General features: G+C 72.1%; 26 protein-coding genes. 15 read left to right on the top strand and 11 right to left on the bottom strand.

The window, feature by feature from the left end:
• Positions 1–135 precede the first annotated feature (135 nt).
• The 9 genes from ACMW4R_RS09905 (at position 136) to ACMW4R_RS09865 (ending at position 9,068) form a co-directional block, all read left to right on the top strand.
• Positions 136–852: an alpha/beta fold hydrolase gene (locus ACMW4R_RS09905; protein WP_418299798.1), complete on the top strand. Its 717-nt coding sequence runs from the start codon at positions 136–138 to the stop codon at positions 850–852.
• Entirely contained in the window at positions 849–2,315 is a 1,467-nt protein-coding gene (locus tag ACMW4R_RS09900) for an aldehyde dehydrogenase family protein (protein WP_058627033.1), read from the top strand. Before ACMW4R_RS09905 ends, ACMW4R_RS09900 begins: the two co-directional genes overlap by 4 nt.
• Positions 2,312–3,436: an NAD(P)-dependent alcohol dehydrogenase gene (locus tag ACMW4R_RS09895; protein ID WP_058627032.1), complete on the top strand. Its 1,125-nt coding sequence runs from the start codon at positions 2,312–2,314 to the stop codon at positions 3,434–3,436. Before ACMW4R_RS09900 ends, ACMW4R_RS09895 begins: the two co-directional genes overlap by 4 nt.
• A gap of 77 nt (positions 3,437–3,513) precedes the next feature.
• Complete coding sequence (locus ACMW4R_RS09890) at positions 3,514–4,233, top strand: potassium channel family protein (protein ID WP_058594840.1); 720 nt, start codon at positions 3,514–3,516, stop codon at positions 4,231–4,233.
• A gap of 115 nt (positions 4,234–4,348) precedes the next feature.
• Positions 4,349–5,278, top strand: a complete 930-nt coding sequence (locus tag ACMW4R_RS09885; RefSeq protein WP_418299797.1) for an ABC transporter substrate-binding protein — start codon at positions 4,349–4,351, stop codon at positions 5,276–5,278.
• A complete protein-coding gene (locus ACMW4R_RS09880; RefSeq protein WP_418299796.1) occupies positions 5,275–6,321 on the top strand; it encodes a FecCD family ABC transporter permease in 1,047 nt (348 codons plus the stop codon). The genes ACMW4R_RS09885 and ACMW4R_RS09880 overlap by 4 nt, the downstream gene beginning before the upstream one ends.
• Positions 6,318–7,352, top strand: coding sequence for a FecCD family ABC transporter permease (locus tag ACMW4R_RS09875; protein ID WP_418299795.1), 1,035 nt, complete (start codon positions 6,318–6,320; stop codon positions 7,350–7,352). Before ACMW4R_RS09880 ends, ACMW4R_RS09875 begins: the two co-directional genes overlap by 4 nt.
• The gene (locus ACMW4R_RS09870; protein WP_418299794.1) at positions 7,345–8,178 is read left to right on the top strand and encodes an ABC transporter ATP-binding protein; all 834 of its coding nucleotides are present in this window, start codon (positions 7,345–7,347) and stop codon (positions 8,176–8,178) included. The genes ACMW4R_RS09875 and ACMW4R_RS09870 overlap by 8 nt, the downstream gene beginning before the upstream one ends.
• On the top strand, positions 8,175–9,068 hold the full coding sequence (locus tag ACMW4R_RS09865) for a siderophore-interacting protein (RefSeq protein ID WP_418299793.1): 894 nt from the start codon (positions 8,175–8,177) through the stop codon (positions 9,066–9,068). The genes ACMW4R_RS09870 and ACMW4R_RS09865 overlap by 4 nt, the downstream gene beginning before the upstream one ends.
• A 166-nt stretch (positions 9,069–9,234) precedes the next feature.
• Here the strand turns inward: ACMW4R_RS09865 and ACMW4R_RS09860 are convergent, their stop codons facing one another.
• The 4 genes from ACMW4R_RS09860 to poxB form a co-directional block, all read right to left on the bottom strand.
• Positions 9,235–11,061, bottom strand: a complete 1,827-nt coding sequence (locus ACMW4R_RS09860) for an amidase family protein (protein ID WP_418299792.1) — start codon at positions 11,059–11,061, stop codon at positions 9,235–9,237.
• Between the two features lie 35 nt (positions 11,062–11,096).
• Positions 11,097–12,230, bottom strand: coding sequence for a cohesin domain-containing protein (locus ACMW4R_RS09855; RefSeq protein ID WP_058627027.1), 1,134 nt, complete (start codon positions 12,228–12,230; stop codon positions 11,097–11,099).
• A gap of 168 nt (positions 12,231–12,398) precedes the next feature.
• The gene (locus tag ACMW4R_RS09850; protein WP_418299791.1) at positions 12,399–12,677 is read right to left on the bottom strand and encodes a hypothetical protein; all 279 of its coding nucleotides are present in this window, start codon (positions 12,675–12,677) and stop codon (positions 12,399–12,401) included.
• An 89-nt stretch (positions 12,678–12,766) separates the two neighbouring features.
• Entirely contained in the window at positions 12,767–14,491 is a 1,725-nt protein-coding gene (gene poxB / locus ACMW4R_RS09845) for a ubiquinone-dependent pyruvate dehydrogenase (RefSeq protein WP_418299790.1), read from the bottom strand.
• Between the two features lie 103 nt (positions 14,492–14,594).
• On the opposite strand from poxB, the gene ACMW4R_RS09840 reads away from it, so the two are divergent.
• Positions 14,595–15,494, top strand: coding sequence for a hypothetical protein (locus tag ACMW4R_RS09840; RefSeq protein WP_418299789.1), 900 nt, complete (start codon positions 14,595–14,597; stop codon positions 15,492–15,494).
• On the opposite strand, the gene ACMW4R_RS09835 is transcribed toward ACMW4R_RS09840, so the two are convergent.
• Positions 15,491–16,267 (bottom strand): helix-turn-helix transcriptional regulator, encoded by a 777-nt coding sequence (locus ACMW4R_RS09835; RefSeq protein ID WP_058629086.1) that lies wholly within the window; start codon positions 16,265–16,267, stop codon positions 15,491–15,493. The genes ACMW4R_RS09840 and ACMW4R_RS09835 overlap by 4 nt on opposite strands.
• A 49-nt stretch (positions 16,268–16,316) precedes the next feature.
• Here ACMW4R_RS09835 and ACMW4R_RS09830 point away from each other — a divergent pair, with 49 nt between their 5' ends.
• Complete coding sequence (locus ACMW4R_RS09830) at positions 16,317–16,751, top strand: DUF2000 family protein (protein WP_058614564.1); 435 nt, start codon at positions 16,317–16,319, stop codon at positions 16,749–16,751.
• Between the two features lie 14 nt (positions 16,752–16,765).
• Here ACMW4R_RS09830 and ACMW4R_RS09825 read toward each other — a convergent pair whose 3' ends face one another.
• The 3 genes from ACMW4R_RS09825 to ACMW4R_RS09815 are packed head-to-tail and all read right to left on the bottom strand — an operon-like array spanning position 16,766 to position 18,944.
• The gene (locus ACMW4R_RS09825; protein ID WP_058627021.1) at positions 16,766–16,990 is read right to left on the bottom strand and encodes a hypothetical protein; all 225 of its coding nucleotides are present in this window, start codon (positions 16,988–16,990) and stop codon (positions 16,766–16,768) included.
• A 32-nt stretch (positions 16,991–17,022) separates the two neighbouring features.
• The gene (locus tag ACMW4R_RS09820) at positions 17,023–17,688 is read right to left on the bottom strand and encodes a response regulator transcription factor (RefSeq protein ID WP_058614563.1); all 666 of its coding nucleotides are present in this window, start codon (positions 17,686–17,688) and stop codon (positions 17,023–17,025) included.
• A complete protein-coding gene (locus ACMW4R_RS09815; protein WP_418299788.1) occupies positions 17,685–18,944 on the bottom strand; it encodes a sensor histidine kinase in 1,260 nt (419 codons plus the stop codon). The genes ACMW4R_RS09820 and ACMW4R_RS09815 overlap by 4 nt, the downstream gene beginning before the upstream one ends.
• A 132-nt stretch (positions 18,945–19,076) precedes the next feature.
• Here ACMW4R_RS09815 and ACMW4R_RS09810 point away from each other — a divergent pair, with 132 nt between their 5' ends.
• Together ACMW4R_RS09810 and ACMW4R_RS09805 are read left to right on the top strand one after the other, a co-directional pair.
• Positions 19,077–19,784 (top strand): ABC transporter ATP-binding protein, encoded by a 708-nt coding sequence (locus tag ACMW4R_RS09810; protein ID WP_418299787.1) that lies wholly within the window; start codon positions 19,077–19,079, stop codon positions 19,782–19,784.
• Positions 19,781–21,079, top strand: a complete 1,299-nt coding sequence (locus ACMW4R_RS09805) for an ABC transporter permease (RefSeq protein ID WP_418299786.1) — start codon at positions 19,781–19,783, stop codon at positions 21,077–21,079. The genes ACMW4R_RS09810 and ACMW4R_RS09805 overlap by 4 nt, the downstream gene beginning before the upstream one ends.
• Before the next feature lie 70 nt (positions 21,080–21,149).
• Here the strand turns inward: ACMW4R_RS09805 and ACMW4R_RS09800 are convergent, their stop codons facing one another.
• Positions 21,150–21,503, bottom strand: coding sequence for a YnfA family protein (locus tag ACMW4R_RS09800; RefSeq protein WP_058594855.1), 354 nt, complete (start codon positions 21,501–21,503; stop codon positions 21,150–21,152).
• A 7-nt stretch (positions 21,504–21,510) separates the two neighbouring features.
• The gene (locus tag ACMW4R_RS09795) at positions 21,511–22,500 is read right to left on the bottom strand and encodes a hypothetical protein (protein ID WP_418299785.1); all 990 of its coding nucleotides are present in this window, start codon (positions 22,498–22,500) and stop codon (positions 21,511–21,513) included.
• Between the two features lie 88 nt (positions 22,501–22,588).
• Between ACMW4R_RS09795 and ACMW4R_RS09790 the strand changes: the two genes are divergently transcribed.
• The gene (locus ACMW4R_RS09790) at positions 22,589–23,575 is read left to right on the top strand and encodes a zinc-binding metallopeptidase family protein (protein WP_418299784.1); all 987 of its coding nucleotides are present in this window, start codon (positions 22,589–22,591) and stop codon (positions 23,573–23,575) included.
• Positions 23,576–23,773: 198 nt separating this feature from the next.
• The gene (locus ACMW4R_RS09785) at positions 23,774–25,090 is read left to right on the top strand and encodes an FAD-binding oxidoreductase (protein ID WP_418299783.1); all 1,317 of its coding nucleotides are present in this window, start codon (positions 23,774–23,776) and stop codon (positions 25,088–25,090) included.
• A gap of 84 nt (positions 25,091–25,174) precedes the next feature.
• Here ACMW4R_RS09785 and ACMW4R_RS09780 read toward each other — a convergent pair whose 3' ends face one another.
• The gene (locus ACMW4R_RS09780) at positions 25,175–25,843 is read right to left on the bottom strand and encodes a FadR/GntR family transcriptional regulator (RefSeq protein WP_418299782.1); all 669 of its coding nucleotides are present in this window, start codon (positions 25,841–25,843) and stop codon (positions 25,175–25,177) included.
• Positions 25,844–25,846 lie beyond the last annotated feature (3 nt).

The raw sequence follows: 25,846 nt of genomic DNA, 5'->3' as shown, positions 1-25,846 counted from the left end.
ACCGAGGAGCTCGGCCGCGCTTCCGGACACGGGCCCGTCCCCGCGTTCCGTAGTCCTACGGATACCGCCCCCTCCGAGGGCGGCGGACACTGGCGAAGACGACGCCGAGGTCGTCCCCGTCCGAGGAGCGTACGCATGACCCCTTCCCCTCCCCGCATCCTTCTGGTCCACGGCGCCTGGGCCGGGCCGTGGGTGTTCGACCGTCTCGCCGCCGAGCTGAGCGCCCGCGGCTTCGCCGTCGACACGGTGGCCCTGCCGAGCATCGGCAGCACGGCCGACCTATACGCCGACGCGGCCGCGGTCACGGCCGCCCTCGACGCGATGGACGGCCCCGTCACCCTGATCGCGCATTCCTATGGCGGGATCCCCACCACCCAGGCCGGCGACCACCCGGCGGTCGAGCGCATCGTCTACGTCGCCGCCTTCGCCCTGGACGAGGGCGAGACCCTCCAACAGGCGGTCGGCGGCGGCATCCCGGACTTCTGGGGAATCGCCGACGGCATGGTCTCGATGGGCCGCTCGCGCGAGGAGCGCGTCGCGATGATCGCGGCCGACCTGCCCCCGGACGTTCCCGCAGCCCTGGCGGAACAGCTCGCCGACACGTTCCGGCCCCAGTCGCTCACGGCGTTCACCTCGCCGGTGACGAAGGTCGCATGGCGCGCGAAGCCGACGACGTACGTGCTCACCGAACGCGACGAGCTCGTGCCGCCCGCCTTCCAGGAGCACCTCGTCGCGCGCAGCGGCGCCCAGGTCGTGCGCGTCGACACCGGCCACACGCCGTTCGAGGACGACCCCGTGTGGTTCGCGGGCGTCCTGGCCGACATCGTCACCCCCGCGGAGGTGGCGCGATGAGCCTCACGGTCACGACCGCACCCGGCCGTCTCTTCATCGACGGTCGGTGGACGGATGCCGCGGACGGCGGCCGCATGGACGTCATCGCCCCGTCCACCGGCGAGAAGATCACCGACGTCGCGCGCGGCACGACCGCCGACGTCGACGCCGCCGTCGCCGCGGCCCGCCGGGCGTTCGACGAGGGCCCCTGGCCGCGGATGTCGAGCCGCGAACGCGCCCGCATCCTCCAGCGGGCCTACGCGCTCATGCGGGAGCGCAGCGAAGAGCTCGCGCACGCCGAGAGCCTCGACGTCGGCAAGCCCATCACCTTCGCCCGCGTCGTCGACGTGAACAACGCCGCCGAGTTGTACGAGTACTACGCCGCTCTCGGCCATCGCCTCGACGGCGACGTGCGCGAGATCACCGCCGACGCCCACGCGTACGTGCGTACCGAGCCGCTCGGCGTGGTCGCCGCGATCACGCCGTTCAACTTCCCGCTGATCCTGTCGAGCACGAAGATCGCCCCCGCGCTCGTGGCGGGGAACACCGTCGTGCACAAGCCCGCGAGCGACACCCCGCTCACCGCCCTGCTCATGGCGGAGCTGCTGCGTGACGCCGGAGTCCCCGACGGCGTCTTCAACGTCGTCACGGGTCCCGGGTCGACGCTCGGCGACCACCTCGTCTCGCACCCCGACGTCGACAAGGTCGCGTTCACCGGCTCGACCGAGATCGGCGCGCACGCGGCGGCCCTCGCCGGTCGGTCGCTCAAGCCGTTCACCGCCGAGCTCGGCGGGAACGCGGCGAACATCCTCTTCGCCGACGCCGACCTCGACCGCGCGATCCACACCGTGATCTCGGCGTTCGTGTTCAATGCGGGGCAGTTCTGCATGGCCGGGCCCCGGCTGCTGGTCGAACGTCCCATCTACGGTGTCGTGCTCGGCATCCTGAAAGACGCCGTCCCGCACGTGCCCTTCGGCGACATCGACGACCCGGCGACCGTGATCGGCCCGGTCGCGAGCCGCACGCAGCTCGACAAGGTCGCGGCGATGGTCGACCGGGCGCGCGCCGCGGGTGCGCGGGTCGTGACGGGCGGCCACGCGGTCGAGCGAGACGGCGGGTTCTACTACGCGCCCACGGTCCTCGCCGACCTCGATCCCGAGGCCGAGGTCGTCGTGGACGAGGTGTTCGGCCCGGTCCTCACCGTGCAGCCCTTCGACACCGAGGACGAGGCCGTCGCGCTCGCGAACGGCACGCGGTACGGCCTGGCGAGCGGCATCCAGACCGGTGATCTCGCCCGCGCCCACCGGATCGCCGCGCGCCTGCGCGCCGGCATCACCTGGGTGAACGGCTGGGCGATCCTCGACCCGGCCGTGCCCTTCGGCGGGGTGAAGGCTTCGGGCTGGGGACGCGAGGGCGGCCCGGAGGCGCTGCAGTCGTACCAGAAGGCCCACTCGATCGTGTTCGACCTGGGCGGCGCGCAATGACCGCGGGACGCGCGGCCATCGTCGAAGAGAGCCGAGACGGCGCCGCTCCCGCGACGCGGACGATCTCGGTCGCCGACGTCGAGTACGCCGAGCCCGGGCACGGCGAAGTGCTCGTGCGGCTCACCGCGACCGGGCTCTGCCACACCGATCTCGGGGTGCTGGCCGGTGGCATCCCGTTCCCCACCCCCGGGATCATCGGGCATGAGGGGGCCGGGCGCGTCGAGCGCGTCGGGCCGGGCGTGCGCGGGGTGAGTGCCGGGGATGCCGTGCTCTTGAGCTTCACCTCGTGCGGCGCGTGCGACGCCTGCGTCGGCGCCCACCCGGCGTACTGCGAGACGTGGCTGCCGCGGAACCTGCTCGGCGGTCTCCGCGACGGCGACTCGGGCGGGGTCACGCGCGACGGGGAGCCGGTCGCCGCGCACTTCTTCGGGCAGTCGTCGTTCGGCACCCACGCGATCGCCGACGAGCGCTCGCTGGTGCGGGTCGCCGACGACGCCGACCTCGCGGCGCTGGCCCCGCTCGGCTGCGGCGTGCTCACCGGCTTCGGATCGATGTGGAACGTGCTCGATCCGGGACCCGCGGATGTCGTGGCAGTCTACGGAGCCGGGGCGGTCGGCCTCTCCGCGGTGATGGCGGCGGCGCTCCGCGAGCCCGCGCGTCTCATCGCAATCGACCGCGTGTCCTCGCGCCTCGACCTCGCGCGCGAGCTCGGGGCGACCGACACCATCGACGCCGTACACGAAGACGTCGCCGCACGTCTGGCCGAGCTGACCGGTGGCCGCGGCGTCACCCTGAGCTTCGACACCACCGGGCACCCGGGGGTCGCCCGGACCGCCCTCGATGCCGCCGCCGCGCGCGGCACGGTGCTCGTGTGCGGGGCTCCGCCTCCGGGAACCGAGATCCCCGTCGACATCCAGGGCATCCTGACCGGCAAGATCCTCCGCGGCGTCACGATGGGCGACGCCGACCCGCGCGAGCTCATCCCGCGACTCGTCGCGCTGCACGCCGAGGGGCGCCTCCCGCTGGAGAAGCTCGAGCAGCAGTACCCCCTCGACGACATCGCCCGGGCGATCGACGACATGCACCACGGGCGGACGGTGAAGCCGGTCATCGTCCACTGAGCACCGGATGCCGTGCGCCCCGCGATCTCGCCGATCGCCCTCGCGCACGGCATCCGTGTTCCCGCCATAATCGCTCCATGTATGGAGAACGACTCGCCCGCTGGGAGAGGAAGGTGGAGTGGCCGCTGGTCATCGCGGCGCTCCTCTTCCTCGCCGCGTACGCGGCCCAGATCCTCGCCACACCGGAGGGCGTCGTCGAGACGGTGGCCGAGGTCGTGCTCAAGACGACGTGGGCGCTCTTCCTCTTGGACTACGTCGTGCGGCTCGCGATCGCCGAGCGTCGGTGGACGTGGTTCTGGCGGCATCTGCTCGACCTCGCGATCGTCGCCCTGCCGATGTTCCGGCCGCTCCGGCTCATGCGGTTCTTCACGATCATCGCGCTCATCCAGCGCAACACCGGCACGATGCTGCGAGGCCGGGTCGCGATGTTCACGATCGGCGCGACTGCCCTGACGGTGTTCGTCGCGGCGCTGGCCGTGTACGACGCCGAGCAGAGCAGCGGCGGCCCCATCTCGACCTTCGGCGACGCCGTGTGGTGGGCGTTCGAGACCATCACGACCGTGGGCTACGGCGACTACTACCCCGTCACGGTGACCGGGCGCATCGTCGCCGTCGGCCTCATGGTCGGCGGGATCGCGCTTATCGGCGTGGTCACGGCGACCCTCGCCTCGTGGATCGTGCAGCGCGTCTCGGTCGAGGCGGAGGAGGCGTCGGCCGCCACCGAGACACAGGTCGAGGCGCTCCGCGGAGAGATCGCCGAGCTGAAGCAGATGCTGCGCGAGGCACCGCGGGCGTAGCCCCCGGGGACACGCCCGAGCGCGGGGCGAGGTGGCGGGGCGATGGTACGACTTCGGTAAGGTAACCCTTGCCTAAGTCATCGACGGCATCCCCCACCCGAAAGGCCATCTCGCCATGCCCGCTCACCACTCTCCTCGACGGTTCGCCCTCCTCGCCGCCGCCGCGGGTCTCGCTCTCGCCCTCTCCGGCTGCGCCGGCGGGGCGTCCGCCTCGCCCCCCGAGAGCGCGGCCTCGACCCACGAGGTGACGCACGCGCGCGGCACGACCGCGGTGAGCACGGCGCCGCAGCGCGTCGTCACGCTCGAGCCGCTCGAACTCGATACCGCGGTCGCGGTCGGGATCACCCCCGTCGGGGCGGCCGTGGCGAACATGGTCAACGGCGTGCCGAGCTACCTCGGCGTCGAGGGCGTCACGCCCGTCGGCACGGTGAGCGAGCCCGACCTCGAGGCCATCGCCGCGCTCAAGCCCGACCTCATCCTCGGCACCGAGTCCCGCCACTCCGGGCTGTACGACCAGCTCAGCGCGATCGCACCGACGGTGTTCATCGCCACGCAGGCCGACCCGTGGCGCGACAACGCCGCCCTGATCGGCGAGGCGCTCGGCCGCGAGGACGACGTGACGAAGGCCGTGGATGCCGTCGACCAGCGCTGCGACGAGATCAAGGGCGCGCACGACCTCGCCGGGAAGACGGCCGAGATGATCCGCCCGCGCGACGAGACGACGCTGAGCCTCTACGGCCCGGTCTCGTTCGCCGGGAGCCTGCTCGAGTGCGTCGGCTACACGATCCCCGACCACGAGTGGGAGGACGGCTTGCAGGCCGACATCTCTCCCGAGAACATCGCGAGCGCGACCGCGGACGCCGTCTTCGTCACCACGACCGATGTGAACGACCCGTCGACCGTCCCCGCGGCGATCGCGCAGAACGCCGCGGCGTTCCCCGTCGTCACGCTCGTCGACACGAGCACGTGGGTCGCGGGCGTCGGACCGAAGGGCGCGCAGTCGGTGCTCGACGACATCGAGACCTTCCTCGCATCGGGGAAATGACCTCGGTCGTCTCCCCGCGGGTGCCGGACACGGCACCCCGATCCCCACGGATCGGTCGGACCGCCGTCGGCACCGTCGTGCTGGCGGCGGTCCTCGCCGTCGCGATCGCGCTGTCGCTGATGATCGGCGCGAACCCCCTGCCCTGGCACGCGGTGTGGGCGTCGCTCACCGGCGCCGGCACCCCCGACACCGACTTCGTGGTGCAGGGACTCCGCGTGCCCCGCACCATCGCCGGCATCGTCGCCGGGGCCGCCCTGGGCGTCGCCGGAGCCCTCATGCAGGCGTTCTCGCGCAACCCGCTCGCCGACCCCGGCATCCTCGGCGTCAACGCGGGAGCCGCGTTCGCCGTCGCCCTGACGGTGGCACTGTTCGGCATCCAGAGCTCTCTCCTGCTCGTCTGGCCCGCGTTCCTCGGGGCGCTGGTCGTCACGGTCGCCGTCGCGCTCGTCGGCTCGTCGGGGCGCGGACCGGCCGATCCGATCCGTCTGACCCTCGCGGGGGTCGCGGTCGGTGCGGTGCTCTCGGGCATCACCTCGGGCATGATGCTGAGCAACCCCGACGCCTTCGACCTCATGCGCGGGTGGAACGCCGGATCGCTCCTCGGACGCGGTCTCGACGTCGTCCTCCCCGTGGTCCCTTTCATCGCGGTAGGGCTCGCGATGGCGTTCGTGCTCGGCCGCGCGCTCAACGCGCTCGCTCTCGGCGACGACCTCGCCCGCGCCCAGGGCATTCCCGTCGGCGCCGTGCGGGTGGCATCCATCGCCGCGATCACCGTGCTCGCGGGAGCGGCGACCGCCCTGGTCGGACCCCTGTCGTTCGTCGGGCTCATGGTGCCGCACGTCGTGCGGTGGATCGTCGGGCCCGACCAGCGCCGCATCCTCCCCCTCAGCGCTCTCGCGGCACCGATCGTCGTGCTGCTCGCCGACGTGCTCGGCCGCGTGATCATCGCCCCGGCCGAGGTGCCCGCCGGGATCGTCACCGCGTTCGTCGGCGCTCCCGTGCTCATCGCGCTCGCGCGCCGACGGAGAGCGAGCGCGCTGTGACGGCCGTCGACGTGGGGTACCGCCGGGTGGTCCTCGGCGCGCTGCCGGTGCGGCTGCGGAGCATCGTCGTCGGTGTCGCGGTGCTCGTCGCCGTCATCGTGCTCGCGGTGCTCTCGCTCGGCTGGGGCACGTATCCCGTGGCTCCGGATGCCGTCGTCCGCGCGCTCCTCGGAGCGGGAGACGCCCTCGACACCACCGTGGTCGTGAGCTGGCGCCTCCCCCGCGTCCTCGCCGCCGTCACCCTGGGCGCCCTCCTCGCGATCGCCGGGGCCCTGTTCCAGACGGTCACGCGCAATCCGCTCGCGAGCCCCGACATCCTGGGACTGTCCAACGGTGCCTTCACCGGCATGCTGCTGACGCTCGTGCTCGTCTCGACGTCGTGGCCGGCGCGGGCGGCGGGCGCGCTGATCGGCTGTCTCGTGGCATCCGCCGTCATCTGGTTCCTGTCGTACCGCGGTGGTGTTCAGGGGTTCCGGCTGATCGTGGTGGGAATCGGCGTCTCGGCCATGCTCGCCTCGCTCAACACGTGGATGCTCCTGCAGATCGAGCTCGAGACGGCGATGTTCGCGTCGGCGTGGGGGCACGGCTCGCTCAACGGCGTCACCGGCGATGCGCTCGGTGGGGTGCTGCTGTGCGCGGCGCCGTTCGCGATCGCGGCCTTCGCGCTGGTGCCCGCGCTCCGTCAGTTGGAGCTGGGCGACGACATGGCCGCCGCGTCCGGCGTGCGCCCCCACCTGGTGCGCAGCCTCGCGCTGCTCGCCGGTGTGGTGCTCGTGGCCGCGGCGACCGCTGTCGCGGGACCCGTCGCCTTCGTCGCCCTCGCCGCCCCGCAGATCGCGCGGCGACTCGCCCGCACGCCGTCGCTGTCGCTCACGCTGTCGGCCCTCGTCGGCGCCCTGCTGCTGCTGGGCTCGGATGCCATCGCGCAGCACGTGCTGCCGGTGACCCTCCCCGTGGGCGTCGTCACCGTCTCGGTCGGCGGCGCGTACCTCATCGTCATGATCGTTACGGAGATCCGCCGCCGTGTCTGACCCCTCCCGCCTCGAAGCCCGCTCCGTCTCGCTCGCGTACGACGGCACCACCGTCGTGCCCGAGCTGACCGTCGCCATCCCGCCCGGGTCGTTCACGGTGATCATCGGCCCGAACGCGTGCGGCAAGTCGACGCTGCTGCGCGGGCTCTCGCGCCTCCTCTCCCCCGCCGCCGGGACCGTCGTCCTCGACGGGCGCGACATCTCGAGCTACCCCGCGAAAGAGGTCGCGCGCCGTCTCGGCCTCCTCCCGCAGAGCGCGCTCGCCCCCGACGGCATCACGGTCGCCGACCTCGTCGGCCGCGGCCGCTACCCGCACCAGTCGCTGCTGCGACAGTGGTCGAGCGCCGACGAGGCAGCGGTGAAGGAGGCTCTGGATGCCACGGGCACGACCGATCTGTCGGCCCGCCCCGTCGATGCACTCTCGGGTGGGCAGCGTCAGCGCGTCTGGGTCGCGATGGTGCTCGCGCAGCAGACCGACCTGCTGCTGCTCGACGAACCGACGACCTACCTCGACGTCGCGCACCAGGTCGAGCTCATGGAGCTGTTCGCCGAGTTGAACGCGCACGGTCGTACGGTCGTGGCCGTTCTGCACGACCTGAACCACGCCGCGCGGTACGCGAGCCACATCGTCGCGATGCGCGACGGCCGCATCGTCGCCGAGGGCGCTCCGCGCGAGGTCATCACGAGCCGACGCGTCGAGGAGGTCTACGGCCTGCCGAACGTCGTGATCGACGACCCGGTGACGGGCGGCCCGCTGGTGGTGCCGCTGCGCGGCGGGGCGTTCGCCGCACGGGCCACGACGGCGGCGACGGGACTCGACGCGTGAGCGGGGAACGGATGCCGGCGGCCGGCGCCGCGGCGGGACCCGACGAGTCGTCGACGGCGGGGGCCGAGACCCCGCCGAGCGCGAGCCGTCCGTGGGAATACAGCGCATTCCCCGTCACCGTGTCCCGACGCGAGATGCTCTCCCCGAACTTCCTGCGGCTCACCTTCTCGGGCGACGCGCTGCAGAACTTCGCGCCGTGGGGCCTCGACCAACGCATCAAGCTCGTGCTGCCCCTCCCGGGCGGAGGCCTCGCCGACTTCGGCCTCCTCGACGACCCCACCCCGCACCCCTCGGACTGGTACACGCGGTGGAAGGCACTGCCGCCGGACGAACGCAACGTCCTGCGCACCTACACGCCCGCCGCGATCCGCCCCGAGGTCGGCGAGATCGACGTGGACATCTACCTGCACGCCCCCGACGGTCCGGCATCGCGCTGGGCGCGCGGCGCGCGCGTGGGCGACACGCTCGTGATCACGGGCCCCGATGTCCGCAACGGATGGACGGGGTACGGCATCCATTGGCAACCGCCCGCGGAGTACACATCGTTCCTGCTCGTCGCGGACGAGACGGCGATCCCCGCCGTGCGGGGCATCGCGGCGTCATTGCCGCCCGCCGCTCGCGGGATCGCGATCGTCGAGATCGGCGATCACGCCGACGACGTCACCGTCGCGGGCCTGAGCCGCCAGGTCGACGTGCGGGTCGTCGGGCGCGGCGAGACCGAGGCCGTCGTCCGTGCCTGGGCCACGCCCGACGTCGACGTCGCGTGGCTCGCCGGGGAATCCGGCGTGGTCACCGCCTCGCGGCGCGTGCTGGTCCGCGAGCTCGGCGTGCCGCGCGAGCGCGTCGCCTTCCTCGGATACTGGCGCGAGGGCGGGGCGCTCGTGGACTGAAGCGCGGCGGGCTGCGCGAAACTCCTGAGTTTTCGCGTTCCCGAGCGGACAAGCAGCCCCTTGTCGCCCCCCGCGAGCCGGTTTCTCAGGAGTTTCGCACAGCGCAACCGCGCCACCGGCACGCGCAGAGGAACGCCCGCGTCACGGCAGAGGGTCGGCACTCGGGTCAGGGCTCGGTCGGCAGATCGGGGAACAGCGAGGGCGCCTGCCTGTGGTGGGTCTGCTGCTCGTAGGCGTACGCGAAGCCGATCAGGCGGTCCTCGGCATAGGGCGCGCCCAGGAACTCGAAACCCCGGTGGATCCCCAGGATCGTCCCCTCCGGCAGGTCGACGTCGGTGGCCCCCATGGGAACCGAGATCGCCGGGTAGCCGCTGGCCGCGCTGATGAGATTGTTGAAGCCCGAGAGGAGGTCGGGGGCGCCCGTGCTCGGATAGATGAGGGCGTCGAGGTCGTTCTCCCGCATGAGCTGGTCGATCCGCTCCTGGACCGCCTTCTGCCCCGCGCGGAAGGGGCCGTAGGCCGCCTCGCGCTGCTCCGTGGTCGTCGAGGCGAACTCGCGCACGACCTCCGCCGGCCAGCTCGAGAGCGGGTGCCCCGCCGCTTCGGCATCGGCGACCTTCTGCGCCAGGTCGGCGAACGTGTAGCCGGGCCGGTAGTAGGTGTCGAGGTACACGTCGACTCCGTGGGTGAAGGTCTTGCTCCCGTGGATGTCCTCCATCCGCCCGCCACCGACCGGGTCGAACGAGGCGATGTCGACCACCGTGGCTCCCGCGGCCTCCAGGTCGGCGCGCGCCGCGGCGACGAGCTGGAAGTCCCCGGTCTGCGCGTCCGTGGGTCCACGGTCCACGAGGTAGCCGACGCGGACGCCCTGAAGAGCATTCGGATCGAGGCTGCTCGCGTACGAGGCGGGCTTGCGGAACGCCTCCGGAGCGATCGCGTGCTCGCCGGGCGCGGCCTCCGCCAGCGCGTCGAGCGTCAGCGCGGCATCCGAGACCGTCCGTGTCATGGGACCGATGGTGTCGCGGTACTCGTCGAGGGGAAGGACACCCTCGCGACTGACGAGGCCGACGGTCGGACGGATGCCGACCAGGGCGTTGTACGAAGAGGGGACGCGTACCGAGCCGCCGGTGTCGGTGCCGAGCCCCACCGCTCCGAGGTTGGCAGAGACCGATGCGCCGGTGCCGCCGCTCGACCCGCCCGGGGGGAGATCGAAGCCGTAGGCGTTCTTGGTGTTGCCGTACGAGCTGTTCGACACGACGGTCGACATCGCGAACTCCGACAGGTTGGCCTTCGCGATCACGATCGCCCCCATCGCCTTCAGCCGCGAGATGGCCTCGGCGTCCGTCGAGGTCACGTTGTCGGCGAGGCACGCGCAACCCGCGGTGGTGGCGAGACCCGCCAGGTTGATGTTGTCCTTCGCGATGACCGGGATGCCGTGCAGGATGCTGCGCGGCCCGGTCGCTGCCCGCTCCGCGTCGAGAGCCGCAGCCTCGGCCATGGCCGTCGGGTTCGTCGCGATGATGGACTCGAGCGCCGCGTCCGGGTCGCGGGGGTCGAGCCCGGCCGTGCGGTCGTAGGCGGCGATGCGGCGCAGGTACTGCGCCGTCAGCTCCTGGGAGGTGAGCGTCCCGGCCGTCATCGCCTTCTGGATCGCGACGACGTCGGTCTCCAGCAGCTCGAAGGGGTCGTCGTCGTAGACGAACTGCTTCGAGAGCGCGGCGACGTCGGTCACCGTGATCGCGCCGTCCTGATCCGCGTCCGCGGCGGCGACGGCATCCCATCCGGGATCACCGACCTTCCGCCCGACGGCGGTCATCAACACGGTCAGGTCGTCGCGGTCGACCTTCGCGTCGCCGGTGAGTTCGCCGCGCTGGTAGGCGGGGGCCGGATAGCTCACGGAGTCGATGTCGGCGTGCGCCGGCGCGACCGTCCCGAACACCAGCGCCGCCGCGGTGACGGCGGTCGTCGCCGTCGCGATCATCGTCCTTCTCACGGGTGTTCCTCTCCCCCGGTCGGAGCGGGTCGGGTTCATGCTTGACCCCCGTGATTGCGCGCGGCGCGACGGAGCCGTCGCCTCATCAGCACGATCGCGGCCGCCCCGAGCAGGACGACAACCGCGATGAGCGCCCACACCAGCGCGGCGGTCGAGTCCGCGGATACCGGCGCGGCGTCGGCGGCCGCCTCGTTCGTGACACCGGCGGCTCCGACGGAGGGGCTGGCCGAACTCCGCGGGGCAGATTCCGCTTCGTCCGCCGCGCGGATCGTGATCGGGAGCGACGTCACCGCGAGCCCCCGCGAGAGGACGATGATCTCGTGCTCCCCGGCGGGGGCGGTCGCGGGGATCGTCGCCTCGAGGGCGAACGATCCGGTCTCGTCTGCCGTCACCTCGCCCAGGAGCGTCGACTCGGAATCCAATCCGACCCGATACGCGGAACCCGGGGTCATCCCGCGAGCGGTCAGGGTGATGGTCTCGCCGACCTGCGGGGTGAGCGATGACGCCGTGATCCTCGGCGATGTCGCGGTCGGGGCCGCGGACGACTGCGGGGCCGAGCCGCGGAACGTCGTGTCTCCGCCGCGCGGTGCGCTCGAACCCTGCCCCGTCACCGAGATCGCGGGCGGCTCGGCCTGCCCGCCCGGCGTGGACGGCTCCGGCGCCGACGACGAGGGAGCGACCGTGTAGCTCAGGCCGATGGCGGGCGCGAGCGTCGTGCCGACCAGGGCGGAGTCGATGATCGTGACCTCGTCGATGCGGAGGAGCGCCTCTCCCGGTGCTTTCGCCACGAAGCCCAACGACCCCAGGGAAAGGTCGCCCGCTCGGCCGCTCGAGGTTCCCAGACGCGTCACGGTGAAGTCGATCGCTCCCTCGACGCCCGACACGCTGAACATGCCCGGGAAGTCCGACGTCACCGCGGCGGGGTCGAGAACGACACGGTCGGCGTCGTAGGTGACGCGCACCGTCGCGGCGTAGAGGTCGGTCGCCCCGGCCACTCCGAGGTCGAGTGCGACCGGATCCCCCGATGCGCCGTCGGTGTCGGACAGCTCCGCCCTCAGCGACGGGGAGGACTCGGCGGCCATCGCGGCGGATGTCGCGGAGCCGAGGAGCGTGGTCGCCACGATCGTCGACAGCAGGAGGACGAGCCAGCGGCTTCGGAGTCGCGGCATGCGATGGGCCTCACGGTCGGCGGGAAAACGCGTCGGGTTCGCCGACTCCGCCCACCATACTGTGAATCGCCTGACGGTTCGTTCTGTCTCCGCTGAGTCCGAGCGGGACGCTCGGTCCCGCCGTCTGTGTGTCCGCGCGGAACCACGGCGTCCGGTGCCGACCTCGCGTCAGCGCATCAGGTCCAGCACCGACAGTCCGGCGCCGACGACCCACCCCTGGGTGAGGGCGGCGAGTTCGGGGACATCCTGCAGCGCGACTCCCCCACTGGTGATGACCACGACGGTGCGGTCGCGCACGACCTGCACACTCGTGATGTTGACCTGCGCGGCCGGATCGTACTGTCCGCCCGCCGTGAGCGCCCACGCGTCGTCGGCAGCGAGCCGACGGTCGTCGATCGTCCAGCCGAGATCGTGGTAGTCCTGCTCGATGAGGCTCGGGTCGCGCATGATGCCGATGCTGATCCCGCCGTAGTGCCGACGCGCGCTGCACCGCCCCGTTCTCGTGCGCTCCCCTGTTCTCGCGACGTGCGCGCCGCTCAGAACAGCTGCCGGAAGTTCGTCGCGGCGAGATCGATCAGCTCGTCGCCGCGTCCCGAGAGCACCGTGCGGATCGCGTAGAGGGTGAAGCCCTTCGCCTGCTCGAGCGTCACGGACGGCGGCATCGACAGCTCCTGCCGCGCGGTCTTCACCGAGACCAGCGCCGGCCCGTCGTACGCGAGGGCCGCGGACAACGCACCCTCGAGGTCGTCCGCGTCGTCCACGCGGAAGCCCTTCAGTCCGATCGCCTCGGCGACCGCGGCGAAGTCGGGGTTCTTCAGGTCGGTGCCGAAGGTGACGAAGCCCGCGGCCTTCATCTCGAGCTCGACGAAGTTCAACGAGGAGTTGTCGAAGACGACGACCTTCACCGGCAGGTCGTTCTGCACGATCGTGATGAGCTCGCCGAGGAGCATCGCGAGGCCGCCGTCACCGGCGAGGGCGATGACCTGCCGGTCGGGGAACGCCGACTGCGCTCCGATCGCGTGCGAGACCGCGTTGGCCATCGTGCCGTGCGAGAACGACCCGATGAGACGACGTTCGCGCGTCATCGTGAGGTAGCGCGCGGCCCACACCACGGGCGAGCCGACGTCGGGGATGAAGACGGCGTCGTCGGCGGCGAGGCGGTCGAGCGTCCGCGCGACGAACTGCGGGTGCAGCGGCTTTCCGCGACCCGTCGACACGGCGAGGTCGTCGAGCTTCGCGCGTGTCTTGCGGTAGTGCTCGCGCGCGTCGTCGGCGTGCCGCGAGGACTTCCCCTCGGTCAGCAGCGGCAGCAGCGCCTGGACCGTGTCGCGGACGGTGCCGACCAGACCGATGTCGACCGGATGCCGCCGGCCCAGCTGCGCACCCCGGATGTCGACCTGGATGTGCGTGGCGTGCTGCGGGTAGAACTGCGGGTACGGGAAGTCGGTGCCGAGCATCAGCACCACGTCGGCGTCTTCCATCGCGCGGTAGCCCGATGAGAAGCCGAGGAGTCCGGTCATCCCGACGTCGTAGGGGTTCTCCCATTCGATGTGCTCCTTGCCGCGCAGGGCGTGCACGACGGGCGCCTGCAGACGCTCGGCGAGTTCGACGACCTCGTCGTGCGCCCCGGCGACGCCCGCACCCGCGAGGATCGTGACCTTCCGGGCGGCGTTGAGCATCTCGGCCGTGCGTCGAAGCTCCTCGTCGGAGGGAAGGATGCGAGGGGTCGCGCGCTCGATCGCGACGACCCGCTCGTTCTTGGCCTTCGCCAGCAGCACGTCTCCGGGGATGACGAGCACCGCGACCCCGCGCTTCTCGATCGCCTCGCGCATCGCGATCTCGAGCAGGCGCGGCATCTGCACGGGGTCGGCGACGTACTCGACGTAGACGGAGCACTCGCGGAACAACTCCTGCGGGTGCGTCTCCTGGAAGTAGTTCGTGCCGATCTCGGCCGTCGGGATGTGCGCGGCGATCGCCAGGACCGGAACCCGCGAGCGGTTGGCGTCGTAGAGACCGTTGATGAGGTGAAGGTTCCCCGGCCCGCAGCTGCCCGCGCACACCGTGAGCTCGCCGGTCAACTCGGCCTCGGCCGCGGCCGCGAAAGCCGCCCCCTCCTCGTGCCGCACGTGCTGCCACCGGATCACGCCGTCTCGGCGGATGGCGTCCGTGAAGCCGTTCAACGAATCGCCCGGAAGGCCGTAGACCCGTTCGATGTTGTGGCGGCGGAGGGAGGCGACGATGTTCTCAGCGACGGTGGTCACGGGGAGTCCTTTCGACGAGCGTGCGGTACCCCTCACGCTACGCCCGTCCGGGAACGGGGAGACGGGTCCATCGAGGGCCACGGATGGATGCTGAGATGGATCCATGAGCGTCACGTTGGCCCCGTACCCCCTGCCGCCCGGCTGGAACGTTCACCCGGCGCGGCCGCGGTCGCGGCTCCTCACCAGCGTGCTCGTCGTGTGCTGCCTCGCGCTCTCGGCTGCGCTGTGGGGCGCCGTCGTCGGCGAGCAGACCGTCCTCGGGACGATCGTCGCGCTGGTGCTCCTCGGGTTCCTCGCGGTGGTCGCGGTCGGGGGCGAGCGTGCGGGCGGCGAGCGCGCGCTGCCCGAGTTCGTGAACGCGCTCGCGCTCACGCGCGCCGAGACAAGACCCGCCGACTCGTGGGTGTCGTTCTTCCGACAGCGCGCCCCTTCGCTGTGGTCGTGCCTGTGGCTGCTCGGGGGCGGTCTGGTGACGACGGTGGCGTGCGGCATCCTGATCGTCCGCTGCATCGTGGAAAGCGGTCAGTCGCTGCTCGTTCTCGTGTTCCTCGTGCCGCTGACGCTGGCCGCGGCGATCGTCGCTCTCGCCGGCGCGAACTCACTCGCGGTGCGCGGGCGTGCGCGGTGGTTCGCGCGGCGTCCGCGCGGCCTGGTGGTGGGCCGCTCCGGCGTCACGCTGTACTCGTTCGATCGCGGCGACGACGACCGCTCCTGGCCGTGGGACGCGATCGTCGACGTCGTACCGGGCGGACTCGTCGACGCACGGCGCGGGAACACGGTGCCCGAGCTGAAGCTCCGCGCCGCGGGCGCCGACGGGTTGGTGGACGAACACCGCGTCCCGGTCGATTCGCTCGCGTCGCACGCGTGGCTCGTGTACGTCGTGCTCCGGTTCTGGAGAGAGCACCCCGAACTGCGCGACGAGCTCGACACGAGCGCGGGCCAGGACCGCATGGCGTCGTGGATGGCGGGGTTGACCGAGGCGGCGGACGCGCGCCGCGTCTAGGCCGCGCGGATCGCGCCCGGCGTCACCCCCCACACGCGGCGGAAGTGCCGCGCGAGGTGCGCCTGGTCGTGGAAGCCGGTGCGGGCCGCGACGTCGGCAGGACGGCATCCCTCCCCCAGCAGACGACGGGCGGCGTCGACCCGGCGCCCGACGAGGTAGCGGTGCGGCGCGATGCCGTACGTGGCCGAGAACACCCGGACGAGGTGGCTGGGGTGCGCGCCGAGCTCTGCGGCGGCCTCGGCGATCGTGAACGACTCGGTGTAGCGGTCGTCGAGCATCGCGCGAAGCCGTCGGGCGAGCGGCGTGTCTCGGCGTGCCGACGCCGATGAGCCGGCGTGCGCGAGCACGGTGTCGCGGACGGCGAGCAGCCAGTGCTCGGCGGCCATCTCGTCGCCCGGGTGGGCGAGCGCCGCGTGCACGCGCCGCGCGGCGGTCTGCGCCGGGGCGTTCGTGAGCGTCGGGCGATCCGCTATCCGCGCGGCGACACCGGCGTCGAGCCAGTCGCCCCGGAGATACAGCACCTGCTTGCGGTAGCCCGAGCCGTCGACCGACGGACGACCGTCGTGCGCGATCCCGGGCGGCAGCAGGGTCAGCGCCGTCGGCGTCGCCTGATGCTCGGCGCGGTCGAGGGAGTAGGTCACTGCACCGCGATCGACGAGCATCACAGCCCAGTCGTCGTGCGTGTGCGGCGGGTAGCTGTGCGCAAAGCTCGCGTGATACACCTCGCGCAGCATCGGGACGTCGGGATGCCACGCCCGCACCCGATCACCCATGCAAGAAACGTACAAGACACCCCCGACACCGGAGGCCGAGGCTGGAGGCATGACCGATGCCTCTCCCGCTCCGCTGTTCGACACGAAGGTGGTCGTCGTGCTCGCCGACGACCTCGCCCCCTGGCAAGAGCTCAACGTCACGGCCTTCGTGATGAGCGGCATCGCCACGAGCGCGCCCGACCTCGTCGGCGAGCCGTACCGCGACGCCGACGGCACGACCTACTCGCCGATGCTCCGTCAGCCCGTCATGGTGATGACCGCGGATGCCGAGACCCTCGCCCGCGCGCGAGCGAAGGCCGCGGCGCGCGACGACGTCGCCCTGGCCGTGTACACGCGCGAGCTGTTCTCGACCTCGCACGACGCGGCGAATCGCGCGGCCGTCGCGGCGGTGGCCGCGGCCGACCTCGACCTCGTGGGGATCGCGCTCCGGGGACCGCGCAACGCCGTCGACCGGATCACGAAGGGGGCGCGCTTCCACGCGTGAGGGGCGTGGGGGGGTCAGCCCTCAGAGCCCGCGTCGAGACGCGCCTCCAACGCGGCGATCCGCTGCTCGAGGAAGGCGATGTACTCCGCGGTGTACGCGAGCTTCGCTTCGAGGCGGTCGAGGCGCGGGGCGACGTGCCCCACGTTGTAGTGCAGCGGCGTCTTGAGCGGATGGTCGGCGTCGATGGCCGCCAGGACGGCGGACAGACGGTTCGTCGGATCACCGGAGGGAATGGTCATAGGGCCAGTCTCGCGCTCCGCGGGCCGAGCCGTCACCGTCCCGGCGCGAGCAGCCCGCTCTCGTAGGCCGCGATGACGAGCTGGGCGCGGTCGTGCGCGCCCAGCTTCAGCATCGTGTTCTTCACGTGCGTCTTCGCGGTGTGCGGAGAGATGTACAGGTGCGCGGCGATCTCGTCGTTGGAGCGCCCGCGCGCGACGTGCAGCAGCACCTCGCGCTCGCGGTCGGTGAGGCCCTCCAGCGAGACGGGAGCCGGCACGTCCGATGACCCCGTGGCCCGCACGTACTTCTCGATCAGCGCGCGCGTCGCGGCGGGTGAGAGCAGCGCCCCGCCCTGGTGGACCGACAGCACGGCTCGCACGATGTCGTCGGGTTCGGCGCCCTTGCCGATGAAGCCGCTCGCCCCGGCGCGCAGCGCGGCGACGACGTAGTCGTCTTCCTCGAAGGTCGTGAGGATCAGCACCCGGGTCTCGGCGAGCGCCGGATCGGCGCAGACGAGCGCGGTCAGCTCGATGCCGTCGCGGCGCGGCATCCGGATGTCCGACACCACGACGTCGGGGCGGAGCCTGCGCGCGAGATCGACCCCGGCGTCGCCGTCCGCGGCCTCGCCGACGACCGAGATCCCCTCGGCCGCATCCAGCAGGTCCCGCACCGCCGTGCGGATGAGCGCCTGGTCGTCGACGACGATCACGGTCGTCATGACGCCCGCTCCGGCGAGGACTCGGGCGACCGCGCGGCCGGGGCCGGCCCCCCGGCGGGCGCTCCCGGGCGCGCGGGCAACGGCAGCCGCGCGGCGAGCCGGTACCCGCCGGGAGCGAGCCCCGCGTCGAGGGTGCCGCGCACCGCGTCGACGCGCTCGCGCAGCCCCACGAGTCCGAAGCCCGACGGGGGAAGGTCGCGGTCGCCGACGCCGGGCACCCGCTCGACCGGATTCGTCACGACGATCTCCAGCTCGTCACCGTCGCGACGCAGCAGCACGTGCGCGCGGCGGGTGGTGCCGTGCTTGAGCGCGTTCGTGAGTCCCTCCTGCACGACGCGATAGGCCACGATGTCGACGCCGAGCGGGATGCCGGCGGCCTCGGCATCCGTCCCGATCTCGTCGCGCACCACGACGTCCCACCCGGCGACGCGCACCGACTCGACGATCTCGGGCACTCGCGCGAGCCCCGGCTGGATGCGGACGGGAGCGTCGTCGGGGGCGCGCAGGACGCTCATCATCGTGCCGATCTCGCCGAGCACGTCGCGTGAGGCGGTGCGGATCGTGGCGAGGGCCTCGCGCGCGCGGTCGGGGCGCGTCTCGAGCATCGAGGTGGCGACGCCGGCGTTCAGACTGATCACCGAGATCCGGTGCGCGACGGCGTCGTGCAGGTCGCGGGCGATGCGCAGGCGTTCCTCGGTGACGCGGCGCCGCGCCTCGGACTCGCGCGTCTCCTCGGCACGGCGCGCCCTCTCGACGACGGCTTCGACGTACGCGCGGCGCGAGCGCGCCGCATCGCCCACGGCTCCGGCGAGCGAGAGCGACAGCGCCACCTGGAGCACACGGGTGTCCATGCCCGACACGAGCGAGACGATCACGCCGGTCGAGAGCACCGCGACCACGGCGGCGGCCGTCGCGATGATCGACGAGCGACGCGGGGTGCGGTGCGCCACGCCGTAGGTCGCGACGACCATGGCCACCGCGCCGCCGGGAGAGAGCGTGCCGAGCGTCAGGGCGGCGGCCCACGCGGCGACGCACACGGCGAGCACCGTCCGCGGCCACCGACGGCGGAAGGGCAGGGCGAGCGCGGGCGACAGCACGAGGGCGTACGCGAGCGGGCTCGAGGGCCGCATCTCGGCGAAGGGAAGGGGCGCGAACGCCGGGCCGGCGACGAGCACGACGACGAACGCGTCGATCAACCACGGGCGACCGGCCCACGGCCAGCGCGGCACCGCATCGCTCGTCTCGTCGGCCCGCACCGCTCCAGTCTCGCGCGTCCGGACGCCCCGGGCCATCGCCCGACGGGGGCATCCGCGAATCCCCCACGCGGGGTAGACGGTCACCCCACCGGTGGGACGCGCAGCGCCCCACCCGCGAGCGAGGGTGAGGGCATGGCATCCGATCCTCCTCCCCCGCTCCTCTCGGTCACCGATCTGCACAAGTCCTACGGACGCGGCTCCGCGCGCTTCGACGCCCTCCGCGGCGTGAGCCTCGACATCCGTCGCGGCGAGAGCATCGCCATCGTCGGCAAGAGCGGATCCGGCAAATCGACGCTCATGCACGTGCTCGCCCTCATGGACGCTCCGACCCGGGGCACCGTGCGCCTGGACGGAGTGGATGCCACGACCCTGCGCGGCCGTCGACTCAACCGCACGCGCAACCAGACGTTCGGGTTCGTGTTCCAGCAGTTCTTCCTCACCCCCAGCGCCTCGGTGTTCGACAACGTCGTGCTACCTCTGAAGATCGCGGGCGTAGGCCGCGCCGAGCGTTCCCGACGCGGAAAGGCGGCGCTCGCCGAACTCGACATGGCCGACAAGGCACGCAACAAGGCCACCGCGCTCTCGGGCGGGCAGAAGCAGCGCGCGGTGATCGCGCGGGCTCTCGTGAACGATCCCCAGGTGATCTTCGCCGACGAGCCCACCGGCAACCTCGACACGGCCACCGGCGCCGTCGTCGAGGACATCCTCTTCCGCCTGAACCGTGAGCACGGCATCACGCTCATCGTCGTCACGCACGACGAAGACCTCGCCGCGCGCTGCGATCGGCGGGTGCAGATCCGCGACGGCCTGATCGTCGCCGACGAACGGAGTGCCGCATGAGAACCGTCGACCTCGTCTCCACCGCCGTCGCGAACACGTTCCGCTCGAAGACGCGCACGATCCTCACGGTGCTCGCGATCTTCGTCGGCGCCTTCACCCTCACCATCACGAACGGTCTGGGCACGGGCATCAACGCGTTCATCGACAGCACCGTCGCCTCGATGGGCGCCTCCGACGTGCTGGCCGTGACGAAGACCACCACGGCGACCTCGACCGGGCCGCAGAAATACGATCCGGATGCCGTCGCCTCGGCGTCGCAACCCGGGGGGCGCCCCGGCGGCACGACGGAGGTGACCGCGCTCACCGACCAGGACATCACGACGATCGGCGGAATCGCGGGCGTCGAGAAGGTCGTCCCCGTGACGTCGGTGTCGATCGACTACGTCGAGGCAGCGGGCGGCGACCCGTACGTGGCACAGGTCGGCAGCCTCGTCGCCGGCCAGACCCCGCGGATCGCCGACGGGTCCGCACCCGACGACGGCTCCGACGCGCTGCAGGTCGCCCTCCCCTCGGCACTGGTGACGCCCCTCGGCTTCGCGGACGCCGCGGACGCAGTCGGGGCGACCGTGACGATCGCGGTGACCGACCCGGTGCGCACACAGCATCTCGTCGAGGCGACCGTGACCGGCGTGACCGAGGACGCGTTCGGCGGCACGACCTCGCTCACCACGAACACGGCCCTCGAGAAGGAGCTGTTCACGCTGCAGAACACCGGGGTCCCCGCCGACCAGCTCGACCGGTACGCCTCGGCGAGCGTGACGGTGTCGGCGGCGGCGACGCCCGCGGACATCGATCAGGTGAAGGCGGCGCTGAGCGACGCCGGCTACACGGGCACGACCGTCGCCGATCAGCTCGGCACGTTCGAGTCGGTGATCAACGGCATCGTCCTGGTGCTCAACGCGTTCGCGATCATCGCGCTGCTGGCGGCGAGCTTCGGCATCGTGAACACCCTGCTCATGTCGGTGCAGGAACGCACGCGGGAGATCGGCCTCATGAAGGCGATGGGAATGGGCAGCGGGCGGATCTTCTCGCTCTTCAGCCTCGAGGCGATCTTCATCGGCCTGCTCGGCAGCGCTCTCGGCGCGGTCATCGCGATCGGTGTCGGCACGGCGGTGAGCGCGCAGCTCGCGGCGAGCCTGTTCAGCGACCTGCCGGGGCTGCAGCTAATCGCGTTCGACCCGGTGTCGATCCTCGTGACGACCCTCGCGGTGATGGGGATCGCGTTCCTCGCGGGGACGCTGCCGGCGGCGCGGGCCGCTCGGGCCGATCCCGTGGAGTCGCTGCGCTACGAGTGACGGCGAAGCGGGCGGCGGACCTCCGGGTGCGCCGCCCGTCTGTCGTGGAGAGCCGGGGTCACGGCATCCGTCACGAGATCTCTCCCGCCGTCGACTGGCCCGGGGCGAACATGATGATCGCCGCACCGACGAGGGCGATCGCCGAGCCGACGTAGTCCCAGGTCGTGGGACGGAAGCCGTCGACGACGACCCCCCACGCGAGCGAGCCGGCGATGAAGACTCCCCCGTACGCGGCGAGCACCCGCCCGAAGTTCGCGTCGGGCTGGAGCGCCGCGAAGAACCCGTAGGCGCCGAGAGCGACGATGCCCAGCAGCGCGAACCACCAGCCCCGGTTCTCGCGCACGGCCTGCCAGATGAGCCACGCCCCGCCGATCTCGGCCAGGGCGGCGACGGCGAAGAGGATGACGATCCGGGCGGTGGTCATTCCGCCATTATCCGGGTGTGCGCTCGAGGGTCGTCTCGCCCGCTCGCGCCCGCTTCCCCGCCGACACCGTCAACCCCGCCCCCTCCAGCGCGTGGCGTAGGCGTCGCGGGATCTCGGGGACGGTCGGCGCCGTCCCTCTCGGTCGGCGCGCCATGCCGACCAGCAGCACGAGTCCCGGCCCCTCAACCGGGCGCATGACGATCCGCGTCGGCGGGTTGCGCGACGACACGGTCAGGCTCCGGATGCCATCGGTCCCGGCATCCATCAGCGTGACGCCGTCGAGGGTCCGGACCCGCACGCGCTCCGCGCTGAGGCACAGCTCCACCGTGGTCGTGCGCGCTCGCGCGAGAGCACCGACGACGAGGTACACGGGAAAACCGACCGCCCACCCGAGCACCAGGAGAATCGCCATCGGCCCCATCCTCTGGGCGAGGTCGGCGAAGACGAGCACGAACGTCGTTATCGCGCCGGCCGCCAGCACGCCGAGCACCGCGCCGACCGCGAGGTACGTCGAGCGTCGGAGCGGCACCACGGGGAGCCGGAGCGTCCACTCGCTGCCGCAGCGCTCCCACGCGGGCTCGATCAGCTGGGCGGCCCTCTTGTCCGAGGTCGTCTGGACGGCCGCGGTCACTCGCCCGACCAACGAGAGCCAGATCCAGCCCGCGAAGGGCGCTATCGCGAACGAAACGGTCGAGCGCACGGTCAGCGGTACCGCCACGGGCCAGTCCCCCGGCTGCACGATCAGGAAGACCGCGAACCCGGCCGCGATCCCCAGCGCGAGGTGCGCCGCCACCGACACCGCGCGGGTCCGCACGAACGCGAGCGCGTGCAGAAGCGTCTGCGCCAGCGCCCATCCCGCAACGAGCGAGAGCAGGAAGCCCCAGAACTCCTGCGCGAGACCGAACAGCGCCACCGCCCCCGCGAAGCAGACGACCGCCCACGGGAACGGATGCCACAGCACCCGCCGCGCGAGGGATCCGGCCGGGGTGGGGGTCACGGGAGTCCTTCCGGTGGGCGACCTCACGATTCTAGGAAGACCGCGCAACCCCGTCCCCGACACCGAGCGCCCGTGTCAGGCTCGACCGGTGAAATCCTTCCGATGCCGCGTGTGTGGGAACGCCCTCTGGTTCGAGAACTCGGTCTGCGTGTCATGCCACACCCCGCTCGGCTTCTCGCGCGACGAGGCCGAGATCGTTCCCGTCGACAAGAAGGGTCGGTACGTCGACGCGGAGGGACGAGGCTGGCACGTGTGCCGCAACCTGAACCTGTCGGGCTGCACATGGCTCGCGCCGGTCGAGGGAGGGCAGTGCTCGGCCTGCGATCTCACCCGCGTGCGCCCGAACGACGCCGACGCGAAAGGGCTCTCGCAGTACCCCGTCGCCGAACGTGCGAAGCGCTGGCTGCTCGTCGAGCTCGACCGTCTCGGCTTCCCCGTCGTGGGCAAGGCCGAGGACCCCGAACGCGGCCTCTGCTTCGACCTGCTGTCGAGCGTCGCCGAGGACGTCACGATCGGCCACGCGGACGGGGTCATCACGATCGACCTCGCCGAGAGCGACGACGCCTACCGCGTCCGGGTGCAGGAGCAGTTGGGCGAGGCGTACCGCACGATGCTCGGCCACTTCCGCCACGAGAGCGGGCACTACTTCGAGTGGATCCTCGTCGAGGACACCGACCGCCTCAGCGAGGCGCGCGCGCTGTTCGGCGACGAGACCGCCGACTACCAGGCCGAGATCGACCGCCACTACTCCGAGGGTCCCCCGGCCGACTGGCCCGAGCGCTACATCTCCACGTACGCCACCATGCACCCCTACGAGGACTTCGCCGAGACCTGGGCGCACTACCTCCACATCACCGACACGGTCGAGACGGCCGCCGTCAACGGTCTCTCGCGCGTCGACGCCTCGGCATCCGTCCCCTTCCGCACGCTGGTGACGGATGTCTGGATGCCGCTCGCGAGCGCCCTCAACATGGTCAACCGGTCGATGGGCAAAGACGACCTCTACCCCTTCCTCCTCCCGGATCCGGTGCTCGACAAGCTCGATTTCGTCGCGTCGCTGCAGCCCGCCGGCTGATCGCCGCGCCCGGTCGCCCCGCGCCCGTTACGGTCGCTCCGCAATCAGCGGGTGCCCGGGGGTCGTTCTCGGTGAAGATGTCGTCACCGCGCGTCTTCACCCGGACGCGCGAACCGCGAGCCCGACCTCGCGGGCCTGTCGTCGCGCGCCGCGCCGCGACGACCCGGCGAGGCTCTGCACCCGAGCGAAGGAGATCACATGCCCGGTGTCTCGAACATCCCCCTCGAGCGTGTACGCGAGGTCGTGCGCGGGCGCGTCCTCCTCCCGCAGGACCCCGCGTTCGACGAGGCGCGTCGCCCCTGGAACCTCGCGATCGAGCAGGCTCCGCTCGCCGTGGTCGAGGCCGCGGACGCCGACGACGTCGCGGCGCTCGTCCGCTTCGCGGCGGACCATGGGGTCGCCATCGCCACCCAGCCCTCCGGCCACGGCGCGACGGGACGCGTGGGCGGGGCAATCCTGTTGCGCACCGCCGACCTCGACGCGATCGATATCGACCCTGTCGCACAGACCGCGCGCGTGGGGGCGGGTGTCCGCTTCGGCGTTCTCCAGGAGGCCGCAGCCGCCCACGCGCTGACGGCCCTCCCGGGCAGCTCACCCGTCGTCTCGGTCGCGGGGGCTGCCCTCGGCGGGGGGCTGAGCTGGTTCGGGCGTGCGTACGGATGGATCGCCGACAGCATTCTCGGGGCCGACGTCGTGCTGGCCGACGGGACGATGCGCCATGTCGACGAGTCCGAACCCGATCTGCTCTGGGCGCTGCGCGGCGGCGGAGGCGAGATCGCCATCGTCGCCGCCCTGGAGGTGCGGCTGCGTCCCGCTCCCCTGATGTTCGGGGGTCGGATGCTGTGGCCCGCAGTGCACGCGCGCGCGGCGGCGGAGGCGTTCCGGACGATCACGCAGAGCGCTCCCGACGCGTTGACCGTGTGGTTTTCTCAGCTGCACTACCCCGGCGGCGAGCCGCTCATCGCGATCGACGCCACCTTCCTCGGACCCGAGCGAGACGCCCGGGCGGCGATGTCGCCCGTCGACGCCATCCCCCTACCGCTGGTCGACACGCGTGCGGCAATGAGCGTGGCCACAGTCGGCGAGATCACCGCGGAACCGACCACCCCGAGCCCCGGCATCTCCCGGGGGGAGTTGCTCACCCATCTCGACGACGCCGCGCTGGATGCATTCCTCCGCGTGCCGATCGCCCCGCTCATGACCGTGCAACTCCGTCACCTCGGCGGCGCGCTCGCGCGCCCGAGCGACAGCCCGCACGGTGCGCTCACAGAACCCTTCGCCCTCTTCATGCTCGGCCTACCGTTCTCGCCCGAGGGGGCGGAGGCGATCAGGGGCGCGCAGGCGAACCTCGTGGCATCCCTTCCGACCAGCGGGCGCACGCCGATCTCGTTCCTGAGCTCGTCGGGGAGCCTGTCGTCGGCGCTCCCGGAGGAGTCCGTGCGACGTCTTCGTGCCGTGAAGGACGCCTACGACCCGGCGAGGATCATCCGGGGCAACTTCGCTCTCTCGGAATGACAGCGCCGCGGGTCCGGTGCGCGCGCGGGGCGGATCGCGCGATCGCCAGCGCCGCGTGAGGGCCCGCGCCCGGCGATCCGCGCGTCAGGCGAATCCCGCCTTCAACGCGTCGAGGTGCGCGCGCGTCGCAGCGGCGGCGATCTCGGCCCGGCGCTCGCCGATCGCCGCGACGACGTCGGCGTGGGCGTCGTGGTCACGGCCCTCGTCCGCGACGGGGCGCAGGCGCAGCATGTCGACCATCGCTCGGCGCACGCGCGGGACGAAGCCGTCGAACATCTCGGTGAGAACGTCGTTGTGCGCCGCGACGACGATCGCGCGGTGCAGCACCATGTCGGCATCCACGTGCTCCTCGACGCTCTGCCCCGGTGCCGTGCGCTCCGCCAACGCGCGTTTGATGGATCGCAGGTCGGACGGGGTCCGGCGCACGGCCGCGAGCGCGGCCGCCTCGACCTCGATCGCCGTGCGCGCCTCGAGCACGGTGACGATGTCGGCGCGACGGAGCACGTGCTCCCAGTCCTCCGGGACGTCGACGGCGGTGACGTACACGCCCGATCCGTGCCGTGAGTCGAGCACGCCTCGACCCGCGAGCTGCCGGATCGCCTCGCGCACGGTGGAACGGCCGACGCCCAACTGCGGCGCGAGGGTCGTCTCACCGGGGAGTTTGGCGCCCAGCGCCCACTCCCCCGCCCGGATGCGCTCCAGCAGCACGTCGGCGGCCTGGTCGGCCAGGGGTACGCGTTTCAGGTCCGGCATCCT

The organism is Microbacterium sp. S1037, from assembly GCF_048381605.1.
In the GTDB taxonomy this organism is placed as follows: domain Bacteria; phylum Actinomycetota; class Actinomycetes; order Actinomycetales; family Microbacteriaceae; genus Microbacterium; species Microbacterium testaceum_B.
Note: the sequence above shows the minus strand (reverse complement) of the source record. Positions and strands in the feature narration are given on the sequence as shown.